Origin of the sequence: Mesorhizobium sp. M0633, from assembly GCF_040320645.1 — a bacterium.
GTDB lineage: Bacteria > Pseudomonadota > Alphaproteobacteria > Rhizobiales > Rhizobiaceae > Mesorhizobium.
Genome location: NZ_JAMYQC010000001.1, coordinates 14,693 through 29,236, shown reverse-complemented (window position 1 = coordinate 29,236; position 14,544 = coordinate 14,693). Strand labels below are relative to the sequence as shown.

Sequence of the window (14,544 nt, the reverse complement as noted above, 5' to 3'; positions counted from 1 at the left end):
CGACGTCGCCGTGCAACGAAGACGTGCGTCGTCACGCCTTTTCGAGCACGACCGGAATGACGTCGACCGCCTGCTCGCCGGCCTGTCCACCAGTGGTTTTCAGCACGCCGACGATCGGCGCCACATCGGAGTAGTCGCGGCCGTAGCCGACCGTGATATGGTCGTTGCTTGCCCGCATGCCATTGGTCGGATCGAATTCCTGCCAGCCGGCATCGCGCCCGCACCACACCTTGACCCAGGCGTGCATGGCGTCGGCGCCTTCGAGCCGCGGCTTCCCGCGCGGCGGGATGGTGCGCAGGAACCCGCTGACATAGCCCGCGGGAATACCGAGGCCGCGCAGGCCGGCGATCATGATGTGGGAAAAATCCTGGCAGACGCCGCGCTTCAGGCCAAAGGCGTCGCTGGCCCGCGTCTGCACGGTGGTCGCCTCGCCGTCATAGGTGAAATCGCGGTGAATGCGGTTGCACAGAGCCATGGCCGTGCCGACTGTCGAACTGCCGGCACTGCCTTTCGCATAGGCAGTGATTGCCGCGTCGATGCCGGCATGATCGCTGGCGGCCAGAAAGTGATGCGGCGAAGCCGGCGCCAGCGAGTGCACTGCGCCGAGTTCTTCCCTCAGCCGGCGTATGTCCGGCGATACGTCGAGCCCGGGTTCGGGCCGCGACACTGAAATACGCGCGCTCATCCTGATGTCGAGCGCATCATGCGCGTCACGAAAGGCGATCGAGGTGACACTGTTGCCGAAAAAGTCGGAAAAGTCGGAACGTTCGCTGGGCGCCGGCACAAAAGACAGTGAAGCGGCGATGACGCGCTGCACGCCAGGGATGGTCGGCGGCAGCACGCGCACCTGATGGCGGCCGCCGCCGGCCGCCGCATCATAGTCGTAACGCAGGTGAAGCCTGATGTCGTAGAGCATGCTGTCTCTACCCGAAATAGGCTTTGGCGAGGCTGTTGTAGAGCCCGCCGATTTCATTGGCGAGATCGCCGAGGGCCTTGGCCGTCATGTCCGAGGGCTCCTTGATGGCGATCGACGTGTTGAGCTGCAGGATTTCCTTGGCCGCCGGCGACATATGGCCTTCAGCGCCGACAGCGGGCAGCAGCGCGATTTCGGCCTTCAGCCGTTCGAGCTGGAAAAGGATTGAGCGCGGGTTGAGCGGATCGAGCGCCAAAAGGTCGACCACCGTGCGCCGTCCCGCCTGCACCGGATATTGCCGACGGTGGGTCATGACGCTGTCGCCGATCTCCAGCATCATGTCGAGCGCACCTTCCGGCGCCTGGGCTCTGGTCAGCCGGGCGAGCGTGCGGGCTATCTGGATGCCGCGTTCGAGCCTGCGGCCGATTTCCAGGAAACGCCAGCCGGCAAAGCGGTACATGTTCTCGTGCAGCAGGCCGGAAAACCCGGCCAGCTTGCGCAGGATGACCGTCATTGCCCTTGTCGCGTCGTCGCCCGGCGCCACTGTCGCGGCAAATTGATGGATGGTCTTCGACAGATCCTTCAATGCCAGCCAGCCATCGGGCGAGAAGCGGTCGCGGATCTGCCCGGCGCTGTAAACGGCGCTGTCCAGCGTGCCGATGAGCCCCAATGGGATTGCCGTCTCGACGTCGATGCCGAACGGCGCGAGATAGTCGCTGATATCGGCGAGCAGCGGCATCTCGGGATCGGATGTCTCGGCCAGCCGCACATGGTAGGCGCGCAGGATGCGCACCGTGTCTTCCGACCGCTCGATATAGCGACCGAGCCATGTCAGGTTCTCAGCCGCGCGGCTGGGCAGGCTGCCCGGCAAGGTTCGGGTGAAGCTGTCGTGCTCCTGCGGCAGCAGCGTCTCGCGCTCGACCGGCCTGTCGCTGACCACCCAGACATCCGCCGCCTGGCCGCCGCGCTGCATGGCGATGGCCGTCGGGTCGAGCGAGAAGCCGACACGGGCAAAGCCGCCCGGCATCACCGTCCAGCCTTCCGGCGTCCGCGCCAGATAGACGCGCAGGCTTGCCGGCCGCGGCTCCAGCCAGCCGCCGACATAGACAGGCGTGGTCGACAGCGTCACCGCTTCCTGGCCGACGAAGTCGCCGCCGTCCCGTTCGATGCTGGCGACGAGTTCGGCCCGTTCCTCGACCGACAGCGCTGACCCGAGCTTGGTCGAGCCGTCGTCCTCGAAGGCAAGCCGCGTCGACAGCGCCGGGCCGATCACCATGCTATCGATATTGGCGAGCACATGCTCGCGCTCCGTCTCCTGCCCGCACCACCATGTCGCGACCGTCGGCAGCAGCAGTTCCTCATTGCGCAGGGCGCGCGAAATCTTCGGCAGGAAGGCGAGCAGCGCGCGCGTCTCCATCAGGCCGGAGCACAATGCATTGACGGCCGAAACCGCCCCCTGCCGGACCGCTTCGACCAGCCCCGGCGTGCCGATCTGCGAGTCCGGCCGCAATTCAAGCGGATCGGCGAAGGCGGCGTCGAGCCGCCGCCACAAGACGCTCACCGGCATCAGCCCCGAAACCGTGCGCACCATCAGCCTGCCGCTCGAGACGGTCAGGTCCTCGCCCTCGAGCAGCATGATGCCGAGATAGCGGGCGATGTAGGCATGTTCGTAATAGGTTTCGTTCAGCGGTCCCGGCGTCAGGATGGCGACACGGCCGCCGGCTTGCTTGGCCATGCCGATCAGCGCGTCGCGGAAGCGACGGAAGAAGCCGGCCAGGCGGTGCACATGCATCTCGCCGTAGATGTCGGACAGCGCCCTCGTGGTGGCGACGCGGTTTTCCAGCGCAAAGCCGGCGCCCGACGGCGCCTGTGTGCGGTCGCCAAGCACCCACCAGCGGCCGTCCGGGCCACGACCGAGCTCGAAGGCGCAGAAATGCAGGAAATGGCCGCTGGCCGGCCTGGTGCCGACGACCGGCCGCAAATATTCCGGGCTGGCCGCGATCAATCCGGCCGGCAGAATGCCTTTCTCGACCAGCCGGTTCGGACCGTAAATGTCGGCGATGGTCTCCTCGAACAGATCGGCGCGCTGGACCAGGCCGGCGCTGATGTCAGCCCATTCCTGCTCCTCGATCAGCAACGGCACATGCGCCAGCGGCCATTCCCGCTCGTTGGCGCCGGCCTTGTCATAGACGCGGTAATAGACGCCGGCATCGCGCAGGTACTGGTCGGCGCGGGCGAAGCGCTGGGCAAGCTTTTCCGGCCCCAGGTCCTCCAGCGCCTCGATGAAGTGCCGCCACGCCGGCCGCGGATTGCCTGACGCATCGACCATCTCGTCGACGACGCCGTCGATCGGCTGATAGTGCTCCAGCAGACTGTGGGCCTGCGGCTTCCTGCGCAGCCTTTTGTGATTCCCCTTCGCCATGGCTGATCAGAGTCTTTGCGGCCGCCGAAGGTCAAGGGTCATCGGGAAATCTTCAGAGGCTTCTTCGTTGCGCAGCACATAGCTGGACGGCGTATGGCCACGCGGCTCGAAGCGGGCGAGCCGCCGCGCCTCCGCTTCGTTGCCATTGACCGGGAACGTGTCGTAGCTGCGCCCACCGGGATGTGCCACATGATAGACGCAGCCGCCGACCGCGCGGCCCGACCAGCGGTCATAGATGTCGAAGACCAGCGGGGTGTTGACCGGCAGCGCCGGATGCAGGCCCGACGCCGGCTGCCAGGCCTTGAAGCGCACGCCGGCCACCGCGATCTCGCGGTTGTCGGTCACCTTCATCGGCACGACGCGGCCGTTGCAGACGACGGCGTGACGCTCCGGGTTGAGCCCCTCGGTCTTCACCTGCAGCCTTTCGACGGAGGAATCGACAAAGCGCACGGTGCCGCCGATCGCGCCTTGCTCGCCCATCACGTGCCACGGCTCGAGCGCCTGCCTGAGCTCCAGCTTGACGCCGGCATGCTGGACCTCGCCGCAGAACGGGAAGCGGAATTCGAGCTGGGCGTCGAACCATTCCGGACGGAACGCAAAGCCGTTCAGCTTGAGGTCGTCCAGCACGTCGAGAAAATCCGCCCAGACATAATGCGGCAGCATGAAACGGTCGTGCAGCGAGGTGCCCCAGCGCACGAAGCGGCCGTCGAGCGGGTTCTTCCAGGCGCGGGCGATGATGGCGCGCACCAGCAATTGCTGCGCCAGGTTCATGCGCGCGTTGGGTGGCATCTCGAAGCCGCGGAATTCGACCAGCCCGAGCCGGCCGGTCGGCCCGTCCGGCGAAAACAATTTGTCGATGCAGATTTCCGAGCGATGCGTATTGCCCGTCACGTCGGTCAGAAGGTTGCGGAACAGCCGGTCGACCAGCCACGGCAGGGGTGCCGCGCCCTTGTCCGGATGTGGCACCTGCGCCATCGCGATTTCGAGTTCGTAAAGCGAATCGTGGCGCGCCTCGTCGAAGCGCGGCGCCTGGCTGGTCGGGCCGATGAACAGGCCGGAGAAAAGGTAGGACAGCGACGGATGTCGCTGCCATTGCAGCACCAGGCTCTTCAACAGGTCGGGGCGGCGCAGGAACGGACTGTCATTGGGCGTGGCGCCGCCGACGACGACGTGGTTGCCGCCGCCGGTGCCGGTGTGGCGGCCGTCGATCATGAACTTGTCGGCGCCAAGCCGCGTCTGCCGCGCCTCTTCGTAGATCGCCGTGGTCGTCGCCACGCAATCCTGCCAATTCGCGGCGGGGTGGATATTGACCTCGATGACGCCGGGATCGGGTGCCACGCGGATGACATTGAGGCGCGGATCGTGCGGCGGGCCGTAGCCCTCGATGTGCACCGGCAGGCCGATCGCCCTTGCCGCGTTCTCCGCCGCCGCCACCAGTTCGAGATAGTCCTCCAGCGCCTCGACCGGCGGCATGAACACACAAAGCCGTCCGTCGCGCGGCTCGACCGAAAGGGCCGTGCGCACGGCGCCGCCGATCTCGGTGATCTCCTGTTCAACGCGGTCCTGCTGGCCGGTAACGGCCGTAAAGGATACCGCCTGCTGGCGTCGCGCCATCTCGTCGGCGCCCTCCAGTTCGGCCGCAGCCGGCGACGAAGCAGAACCGGGCAAGATCGCCTCACGCGCCGGCAGTGGTCCGCGCGGCAGCGATGGATCGACCGGGACTATGTAGGGGAACTGCGCCGGCGGCACATAGGGCAGCGTGCCGAGCGGCAGGCGGTAGCCGACCGGCGAATCGCCGGGCACCAGGAACAGCCTGCCGCGCCGCGTCTTCCATTTCTCCGAGCGCCAGCGCGGTCCGGAAGCCTGGCTGTTCCAGCGCTGGACGGGCAGCACATAGCCCGACGGCTTGGTCAGCCCGCGTTCGAACACCCGCGCCATGCGGCTGCGCTCCTCCGGATCCTCCAGCTTCGAATTGGAAGGATCGACGTTGTCAGGCAGCTTGCCTTCCTTGAGCAGCCACTCGGCCGGATCCTCATAGGCTTCGCTGACCATCGTCTTGTCGATGCCGAGTTCGTCGGCGATCGCCGTCAGCAGGCCTTCGGCCTGCTTCGGTCCGACATCCGCCTCGCTCTTTTCATGCGCGATCAGCGACGGGTCGCTCCACACCGGCTCGCCGTCGGTGCGCCAGTAGAGCGAGAAGGTCCAGCGCGGCAGGCTTTCGCCGGGGTACCATTTGCCTTGCCCGTAATGCAGGAAGCCGCCCGGCGCGAAGCGTTCGCGCAGCCGGCGGATCAGCGCATCAGCCTTTTCGCGTTTGGTCGGCCCGACGGCGGCGGTGTTCCACTCTGCAGCCTCGAAATCGTCGATCGAGACGAAGGTCGGCTCGCCGCCCATGGTCAGCCGCACGTCGCCGGCCTGGAGCGCAGCATCGACCTGGACCCCCAGCGCGTCCAGCGCCTGCCAGCTCTCGTCGGAGAACGGCTTGGTAATGCGCGGATGCTCGGCGATGCGGTCTACCCGCATGTCGAAGCCGAATTCGACATTGGCGAAGCTCGCCATGCCGGAGATCGGCGCGGCATTGCGGAAATGCGGCGTTGCCGCGAGCGGCACATGGCTTTCGCCGGTGAGCAGGCCGGAGGTCGGGTCGAAGCCGATCCAGCCGGCCCCCGGCAGATACACCTCGCACCAGGCATGGAGGTCGGTGAAATCGGTCGCCGTGCCGGGCGGCCCGTCGAGCGCAACGAGGTCGGGTTTGAGCTGGATCAGGTAGCCGGAGACGAAACGCGCGGCGATGCCGAGGTTCCTCAGTATCTGCACCAGGAGCCAGGTGGAATCGCGGCACGATCCCTTGCCGGCGGCCAGCGTTTCCTCGGGCGAGAAGACGCCGGTTTCCATGCGCACGATATAGGCGATCTCGCGCTGCAGCCGCGCATTGAGGTCGACGACAAAATTGACGGTGTTGGTCGGGTGGCGCGCGAGGGTTTTCAGGAATGCCTCCAACAGCGGCCCCGCCGGTTCCGGCGTTCGGTAGATGGTCAGATCGTCCCGGATCTCTTCAGGGTATTCGAACGGAAACGTCTCGGCCGATGGCTCGACGAAGAAATCGAACGGATTGTGGACCGTCATGTCGGCAACGAGATCGACCTCGATCTTCAGTTCCATCACCGGTTCAGGGAAGACGAAGCGGGCCAGGAAATTGCCGTAGGGGTCCTGCTGCAAATTGACGAAGTGGTTTGCCGGCCCGACCTTCAGCGAATGGCTGAGCACTTTGGTGCGGGAATGCGGCGCAGGCTGCAACCTTATGACTTGCGGGCCCAAGACGACCGGCCGGTCGTATTTGTAGTGGGTCAGGTGATAGACGGCTGCCAGAATTGCCATGGTGCCCCTGAAGTCGGCGTTTCAAAAGGAGTTCGCTGAACCCTGACACGAATGCTGACCATTCTCCAAGCAGAGATGTTGCGCTGCACCTAAATTAAGCAGCTTTCACAGCCTCACGAACGGAGCGCCGAGCCTGGAATTCCGTGGCGTGGCGGCAAGACGTTGCAACGGTGCAGAGCCGAAGGCCGGCGGGTCAGCACCGGGCGCTTCCCGCCGACATTGATGTCAGCAGCCCGCGCGATGCTTGGTCGAAAAGAGCTGAAAAGAAAAACCCGCCTCGGTGAGCGGGTCGTCGGTGCGAATTGGCACCACAGCGAAATTAGTAGCATAGCTGCCGGCACAAAGCAAGAACAAAATGTGGCGCGGTTGGCGAAAATTGCCGATTTCCCGCCTTGCGAGGGGAGATGCCAGGCAGTGGCGCCCTGGCAGCGGGGGACACCTGCCAATGCTAAAAGAACGCCTGCAACCCGGTCTGCGCCCGTCCGAGGATCAGCGCATGCACATCATGCGTGCCCTCATAGGTGTTGACGGTTTCCAGGTTCTGGGCGTGGCGCATGACATGGTAGCCGATCTGGATGCCGTTGCCGCCATGCATGTCGCGGGCCTGGCGGGCGATGTCGAGCGCCTTGCCGCAATTGTTGCGCTTGACGAGCGAGATCATCTCCGGCGCCATCTTGCCTTCATCCATCAGCCGCCCGACCCGCAGGCTGCCCTGCAGGCCGAGCGCGATCTCGGTCTGCATGTCGGCGAGCTTCTTCTGGAAAAGCTGCGTGCCGGCCAGCGGCTTGCCGAACTGCTTGCGGTCGAGGCCATACTGGCGGGCGCGGTGCCAGCAATCCTCAGCCGCGCCCATGGCGCCCCAGGAAATTCCGTAGCGCGCCCGGTTGAGGCAGCCGAACGGTCCCTTGAGACCCGAGACATTGGGCAGCAACGCGTCCTCGCCGACCTCGACGCCTTCCATCACCACTTCGCCGGTGATCGAAGCTCGCAGCGACAGCTTGCCGCCGATCTTCGGCGCCGACAGCCCGTTCATGCCCTTTTCCAGGACAAAGCCGCGAATCTGGTTGTCATGCGCGCCCCCACTTTCGTCGGACAACTTTGCCCAGACGACGAACACGTCGGCGATCGGCGCGTTGGAAATCCACATCTTCGAGCCGGAGATCCTGTAGCCGCTCGCGGTCTTTTCGGCCCGCGTCTTCATGCCGCCCGGGTCGGAACCGGCATCCGGCTCGGTCAGGCCAAAGCAGCCGATCCATTCGCCCGACGCCAGCTTCGGCAGGTATTTCTTGCGCTGTTCTTCCGAGCCATAGGCATGGATCGGATACATTACCAGCGACGACTGCACGCTCATCATCGAGCGATAGCCCGAGTCGATCCGCTCCACTTCCCGCGCGACCAGCCCGTATGTGATGTAGTTGGCGCCGAGCCCGCCATATTCCTCGGGGATGGTGATGCCGAGCAGACCGGCCTCGCCCATTTCGCGGAAGATGCCGGCGTCGGTCTTTTCCTCGAGATAGGCTTCCTCGATCTTCGGAGCGAGCTTGTCGGCGGCAAACGCCGCGGCGCCATCGCGCACCATGCGCTCGTCCTCCGAAAGCTGGTCCTCGATCAGGAAAGGATCATCCCAGACGAATGCGTTCTTGTCGGCGGCCATGGCTCTCGGTCTCCCAAACTCATGCATGTCGCCCAAAGCTTGCCCGCGGGCCTGACCCGAGGGTGTTCGGCAGCTTGGAGATAACGACATGCATCGAAACAGAAATCTTGAAACGCGCGGCTTATCGGCTCCCGTCCTGAAAAAATCAAACGAAATAGCTTCGCCGATCCATGAGCATTGGTGATGGATCATCAATGTCGAGCGCCGCCGTCTGACCTGGCGGCGCAGCCCGGCTCGCGAAATTACTTCCGCTTCAACGCATCGGCCAAAGCGGCGCCGAACGCGCCCTGCTGCACCGGCCGCTCCGGCTGGCGTTGGGGCGCGGGCGCGCGCGGCACCGGCCTGCTGCCATTGTCGCGCGGCTTCGGTGCGCCACCGTCGCCATCCTTGCGCATCGACAGACCGATGCGCTCGCGCTTGATATCGACGTCGACGACACGCACCTTGACCACGTCGCCGGCCTTGACCACCTCATGCGCGTCCTTGACGAAACGGTCGGCCAGTTGCGAGACGTGCACCAGTCCGTCCTGGTGCACGCCGATATCGACGAAGGCGCCGAAGGCGGCGACATTGGTGACAGTGCCTTCAAGCTGCATGCCGGGCTTCAGGTCCTTGATGTCGTCGATGCCGTCGGCGAAGGTCGCGGTCTTGAAGCCGGGGCGCGGATCGCGGCCGGGCTTTTCCAGCTCCGCCAGGATATCGCGCACCGTCGGCAGGCCGAAGCGCTCATCGACGAAGACGCGCGGATCAAGCGCCTTGAGTGCGGCGCTGTCGCCCATCAGCGAGCGGACGTCGCGCCCACAGGCCGCGACGATCTTCTTGGCCACGCCATAGGCTTCCGGATGCACCGCTGACGCATCGAGCGGTTCGGTGCCGTTTGGAATCCGCAGGAAGCCGGCGCATTGCTCGAACGCGCGGGGTCCAAGGCGGGAGACCTTCAACAGTTCGCGACGGCTGGCGAACGGGCCGGAGGCATCGCGATGCGCAACGATCGCCTCGGCCAGCGATGCGCCGAGACCCGAAACCCGCGCCAGAAGCGGCGCCGACGCCGTGTTGAGATCGACGCCGACGGCATTGACCGCATCCTCGACCACCGCTTCCAGCGAGCGGCCGAGGCGGTACTGATCGACGTCGTGCTGGTACTGGCCGACGCCGATCGACTTGGGCTCGATCTTGACCAGTTCGGCGAGCGGATCCTGCAGGCGCCGCGCGATCGACACTGCCCCGCGCAGCGACACGTCGAGGCCGGGAAATTCCGCCGCCGCCGTTGCCGAGGCGGAATAGACCGAGGCGCCGGCTTCGCTGACGATCACCTTGAGCGGCTTCGGCCCGGACCCGGCAGGCATATCAGCCAGCATGTCGGCCACCAGCCTTTCGGTCTCGCGGCTGCCGGTGCCGTTGCCGATCGAGATCAGCTCGACCTTGTGCAACTGGATGAGCTTGGCCAGTTCGGCCTGCGTGCCGCGGACATCGTTCTTCGGCGGGAACGGATAGACCGTTGTCGTCGCCAGCAGCTTGCCGGTGCCGTCCACCACCGCCACCTTGACGCCGGTGCGAATGCCCGGATCGAGCCCCATCGTCGGCCGCGAGCCGGCAGGCGCGGCAAGCAGCAAATCCTTGAGATTGCGGGCGAAGACATGGATGGCTTCTTCTTCGGCCCGCTCGCGCAGATCGCGCATCAGATCGAGCGTCAGGTGCAGCGACAGCTTTATGCGCCAGGTCCAGCCGGCGACCTCCATCAGCCAGCGGTCTCCCGGCAACTGGCGGCCGATGGCGTAGGCGTCGGCGATCATCCGCTCAACCGGTTTCACCGGAGAGGCGTCATCGGCATCGACTTCGATGTCGAGCGACAGAACCTCCTCGTTGCGGCCGCGCAACATGGCCAGCGCGCGATGGCTCGGCACGTTGGCCCAGCGCTCGACATGGTCGAAATAGTCGGAGAATTTCGCGCCGGCCTCCTGCTTGCCGTCGACGACGCGCGAGCGCAGAAAGGCGCGTTCCTTCATGTAGGTCCGCAATCTGCCGACCAGATCGGCATTCTCGGCGAACTGTTCGGACAGGATGTCGCGCGCTCCCTCGAGCGCTGCCTTGGCGTCGGCCACGTCTTCGCTGATGTAGGCCAGCGCCAGCTCGGCGGGCATGGCCGTACGGTCGGCGAGAATAGCTTCCGCCAGAGGCCCGAGCCCGCGCTCGCGTGCGATCTCGGCCTTGGTCCGGCGCTTCGGCTTGTAAGGCAGGTAGATGTCTTCGAGTTCGGCCTTGGTGCCGGCTGCAGCGATCTTTCCTTCGAGCTCCTCGGTCAGCTTGCCCCGCTCGCGGATCGAACCAAGGATGGTGTCGCGGCGCGCGTCGAGTTCGCGCAGGTAGGCGAGCCGCTCGGCGAGGTCGCGTAGCTGCGTGTCGTCGAGGCCGCCGGTGACCTCCTTGCGGTAGCGCGCCACGAACGGCACGGTCGCACCGTCATCGAGCAAGCCGATCGCCGCCGCGGCCTGCTCGGGCCGGGCGGCGATCTCGGCGGCTATGATAGTTGCGATGCGCTTGATATCGGCTGCCATGTCGTACCTGTCGCTAGTCGAAACGAGCAGCGACCATAGGCGCAGAGCACTGCCGCGCCAACTGCGCCATTTTCAACCCGGCGAGAGGTCCACAGGAAAGGTCGGGCTGTCTGGATGGATCAGACCATCCGGCTCAGCGCCTCGAAGAAAGAAATCATATCCAGATCGAGCGGATCGTCGACCGGTACCGGCTGCGACGACATCTTTGCGATCACAATTTCGGCCTTCGGATTGACGTAAAGCCACTGGCCGTGGATGCCGATGCCGCAGAAGGCGCCGCTTGCCGCGCCCGTCTGGTACCATTTGTTGCGATAGCGGCCACGCGGAAACAGGAACGCCATCGTGCCGCGCCGCCAGGCCTCGACGTCACCGCCAGTTTCGGTCGTGTCGCGCATCCAGGCTTCCGGCACGACGCGGCGGCCATTGGCCACGCCGCCTTGCCGCATCATCTCGCCGACGCGTGCAAGGTCGCGCGGCGTCACCGAAATGCCGCCGGCAGTGCGCGCCGTGCCTTCCACGTCGACTGTCACCGAGGCGTCGCCGACGGCGCCGAGCGGCTCCCATAATTTTTCGCGCATCAGATCGTCGAAACGCCGGCCAGACGCACGTTCGAGCAGGATGCCGAGCAGGTCGGAATTGGGCGAACGGTAGCGGAACGTCCGGCCATGCGGCTCGGCCAGACCCTGCAGCGTCATGAGGAAAGTGGCCAGGCTCTCGGTGCCCCCGCCCGGATTCCACAGCATGGCGCGGCGATAGCGGGCGAAGGCACTTTCCGGATCGAGATAGGCCTCTTCGAAATCGAGGCTGACACTCATGTCGAGCACGTGCCGCACACGCGCATCGCCATAGGCCGAGCCGGCGGCTTCGGGCAGATAGCGGCTTACCGGAGCCTGCGGATCGAAAATCCCCTCGCCTTCCAATATGCCGGCAATAATGGCGGTCAGCGACTTGCTGATCGAAAAGACGATGTGGCGCGCCCCAAACTCCATATGCGGCGCGAACCAGTCGCCGACGAATTTGCCGCGTTTCATGATCGTCAGCGCGTCGGTATCGGAGCGCCTGAGAAAAGCCGCGACCGTCTCCGCGCCGCCTGCAAGAGCGACCTTTTCACCAAGTAACCCGCCGAAATCCTGCGCCGGCGCTTCGCTGCTGCCCGGCTGTGCCGCCACGGCAGCGCTCGGCACCAGCTCGCCGACATTCTGGAACGACCACCGGCTGAACGGGCTTTCGCGCCAATTGCCGAGCAGCACTTGCTTGCGGGCAAAGCCGTATCTGGTTTCGAACGCGGTCTTGCCGGTCATGGTGGTCCTGCGGATTTCTTTGAGGTTCAGGCGAGCGCCGCGGCAATGGCATGCACGGCCTTCAGCGTCGCCACCGAATAGCCGATGTTGGTGAAATCCGGATAGCTCGAAAGCTTCACCACGACCATTTTCGTATCCCAGTCGATATGGATCAGCTGCCCGAACACGCCCCGGCACATCAGCGCTCGCGAGCGCGGGTCCTCGATCCAGAACTGGTTGCGGTAGCTGCCTTCCGGCAGGCTGGGACTGAAATCCGGTCCATGCCTGCCATTGCGCGTCGCCTCGATCCAGTCGGCCGGCACGATGCCGCCTCCATTGTCGAGGATCAGCTGGCCGAAGCGGCCATAATCGCGCAGCGTGGCGTTGAAGCCGCCGTCGGCGACCGCATAACCGGCGCTGTCGACAGTGAAGCAGGCGCTTTCATCCGCGCCGAGCTTTTGCCATAGCTCTTCCGAAATCAGCTGCGCCAGCCTTTTGCCGCTCACCCGCTCCATGATGAAGGCAAGCACGTCGGTCTCGATCGAGCGGTATTCGAAGGCGGCGCCGTGTGGCCGGATTTTTTCCTTGAGCCCGAGGATCAGTTCAAACATATGCGACGGCCAGCGAAAGGCCGGATCGCTGCCTGGCGGCACCGGCTTCCAGCCGGTGGCGACATCGACCTGGCCGATGTCCGAATAGGGATCGGTGTATTCCTCGGAAAAGCTCACCCCGCTCGTCATGTCGAGCACATGCTGCACGCTGGCGCCTGCCCAGCCGGTCGCTTCCAGCTCCGGCAGATAGACCGTCGCCGACAAGGCCGGATCGATCAGTCCGCGCCCGACCAATATGCCGAACACCGAGCCCGTGACCGACTTCGCCATTGACTGCGACAAATGCAGCGTGCGCTCGGTCATGCCGTTGAAGTAGCGCTCATAGGCGACCTTGCCGTCCTTGAGCACGAGGAACCCGTCGGTATAGGTCTCGTCGAGCAGCCCGGCGAGCGTCGTCGGCTGCCCCATGCTGTCGCTCACCGGCAGCGCGTCGAGATCGACCTCGGCGCGCTCGAAGCGATGCCGATGGCCATTGCCGCGCCAGACTTCGACGGTCGGCAGAAATTCGCGGATGTGCTGGAACGCCCAACGATTCCATGGCGGCCGGTCCCAGTCGAGCTTCGGCGGCACCATCCGCGGCGGCGAACCCTGCATGATCGGCGGCGCCGGTTCGCTGTTGCGATAAGATTTCATCCAATCCCCTTGTCGCAAAGAAGGGAGGCCGAAGCCTCCCTTCGATCGATCCCACGTCGAGCCTATTTGCGCAGATTGGTCCAGATCTTGTTGTAGATCTCGACCACTTCCGGTGGGCAAGGTGGCACGAATTCCGCAGTCGGCGCACCGGCCGGCGGATTGATTTCCGGCGCGCTGGCGAAGTCCGACGGCAGGAATTTGTGGCTCCCGGTAATGCCGTTGTCGTAACCGGCGAATTCCGAAATCAGCGCGGCGTTTTCCGGGGCCATGACGAAATCCTGAAACAGCTTCGCATTTTCAAGGTTCTTCGCGCCTTTCAGCACGGCCACATTGTCCATCCAGCCTTCGATGCCTTCCTTGGGATAGGCGTATTTGATCGCCGGAATTTTCTGGCGCGCACGATAGGTTGCGCCGTTCCACGCCTCCGTGACGATCACATCGCCCGAGGTGATCTTGGTGATGGTGTCGTAGCTGAAGGTCTTCCATGACGGCTTGGCGGCCATGAGAATGTCGTTGACCTTCTTCAGATTGGCCTTGTCGGCGCCGCAACGCGGCACGCCGGCATAGCGCTCGGCCGCGTGCATCACGGTGTTGACATCGTCGAGCATGTTGATCTGGCCTTTCAACTCGTCCGGCGGGTCGAACAGGATTGCCAGCGTGTCGATGTCGCCCTTGAATTTGTCGGTGTTGACTTCGAACGCGGTGGTGCCGAACTGCCACGGCACGGTGTAGTGACGGCCTTTGTCCCAGTAGATGTCGACGAAGCGCGGGTCGAGGTTCTTGCCGTTCGGCATCGCATTGGGCTCGGTCTTTTCGAGCAGGCCCTCATCGATCATGATCTTCACGGTGTAGTCGGATGGGACGACGATGTCGTAGCCGGAATTGCCGGCGCGCACCTTCGACAGCATGGTCTCGTTGGAATCGTAGTCGTCCAGCGTCACCTTGACGTTGTATTGTTTTTCGAATTTCTCGATCAGCTTGGGGTTGGTGTAATCACCCCAATTGTAGATGTGCAGCTCACCATCGGCGAGTGCAGGTACTGCCCATAAAAGTGCTGCCGTCGAAACGGCAGCCATCAGTTTCCTAGACATCACAGTC

Annotated in this window: 8 protein-coding genes; all 8 read right to left on the bottom strand. The window is 64.6% G+C overall.

Going from position 1 to position 14,544, the window contains the following annotated elements:
• Window positions 1–31 precede the first annotated feature (31 nt).
• The 8 genes from NKI47_RS00100 to NKI47_RS00065 all read right to left on the bottom strand — a co-directional run bounded on the left by NKI47_RS00100 (window position 32) and on the right by NKI47_RS00065 (window position 14,537).
• Window positions 32–916: a transglutaminase family protein gene (locus NKI47_RS00100; protein WP_352586611.1), complete on the bottom strand. Its 885-nt coding sequence runs from the start codon at window positions 914–916 to the stop codon at window positions 32–34.
• Window positions 917–923: 7 nt separating this feature from the next.
• Window positions 924–3,335 carry a circularly permuted type 2 ATP-grasp protein gene (locus NKI47_RS00095; protein ID WP_352586609.1) on the bottom strand — a complete coding sequence of 804 codons (2,412 nt, stop codon included), beginning with the start codon at window positions 3,333–3,335 and terminating at the stop codon, window positions 924–926.
• Window positions 3,336–3,341: 6 nt separating this feature from the next.
• On the bottom strand, window positions 3,342–6,713 hold the full coding sequence (locus tag NKI47_RS00090) for a transglutaminase family protein (RefSeq protein WP_352586607.1): 3,372 nt from the start codon (window positions 6,711–6,713) through the stop codon (window positions 3,342–3,344).
• Window positions 6,714–7,161: 448 nt separating this feature from the next.
• On the bottom strand, window positions 7,162–8,367 hold the full coding sequence (locus NKI47_RS00085) for an acyl-CoA dehydrogenase (RefSeq protein ID WP_352448169.1): 1,206 nt from the start codon (window positions 8,365–8,367) through the stop codon (window positions 7,162–7,164).
• A gap of 242 nt (window positions 8,368–8,609) precedes the next feature.
• Window positions 8,610–10,922 carry a Tex family protein gene (locus NKI47_RS00080; RefSeq protein ID WP_352586605.1) on the bottom strand — a complete coding sequence of 771 codons (2,313 nt, stop codon included), beginning with the start codon at window positions 10,920–10,922 and terminating at the stop codon, window positions 8,610–8,612.
• 119 nt (window positions 10,923–11,041) lie between these two features.
• Window positions 11,042–12,223: a serine hydrolase domain-containing protein gene (locus NKI47_RS00075; protein ID WP_352586603.1), complete on the bottom strand. Its 1,182-nt coding sequence runs from the start codon at window positions 12,221–12,223 to the stop codon at window positions 11,042–11,044.
• A gap of 26 nt (window positions 12,224–12,249) precedes the next feature.
• Window positions 12,250–13,446, bottom strand: a complete 1,197-nt coding sequence (locus tag NKI47_RS00070; protein WP_352586601.1) for a serine hydrolase domain-containing protein — start codon at window positions 13,444–13,446, stop codon at window positions 12,250–12,252.
• 62 nt (window positions 13,447–13,508) lie between these two features.
• A complete protein-coding gene (locus NKI47_RS00065) occupies window positions 13,509–14,537 on the bottom strand; it encodes an extracellular solute-binding protein (RefSeq protein WP_352586599.1) in 1,029 nt (342 codons plus the stop codon).
• Window positions 14,538–14,544 lie beyond the last annotated feature (7 nt).

Bases quoted from the DNA above. Each gene is read 5' to 3' on its own strand.
- NKI47_RS00090 (WP_352586607.1), bottom strand. From the start codon at position 6,713: ATGGCAATTCTGGCAGCCGTCTATCACCTGACCCACTACAAATACGAC.
- NKI47_RS00095 (WP_352586609.1), bottom strand. From the start codon at position 3,335: ATGGCGAAGGGGAATCACAAAAGGCTGCGCAGGAAGCCGCAGGCCCAC.
- NKI47_RS00075 (WP_352586603.1), bottom strand. From the start codon at position 12,223: ATGACCGGCAAGACCGCGTTCGAAACCAGATACGGCTTTGCCCGCAAG.
- NKI47_RS00080 (WP_352586605.1), bottom strand. From the start codon at position 10,922: ATGGCAGCCGATATCAAGCGCATCGCAACTATCATAGCCGCCGAGATC.
- NKI47_RS00085 (WP_352448169.1), bottom strand. From the start codon at position 8,367: ATGGCCGCCGACAAGAACGCATTCGTCTGGGATGATCCTTTCCTGATC.
- NKI47_RS00065 (WP_352586599.1), bottom strand. From the start codon at position 14,537: ATGTCTAGGAAACTGATGGCTGCCGTTTCGACGGCAGCACTTTTATGG.
- NKI47_RS00070 (WP_352586601.1), bottom strand. From the start codon at position 13,446: ATGAAATCTTATCGCAACAGCGAACCGGCGCCGCCGATCATGCAGGGT.
- NKI47_RS00100 (WP_352586611.1), bottom strand. From the start codon at position 916: ATGCTCTACGACATCAGGCTTCACCTGCGTTACGACTATGATGCGGCG.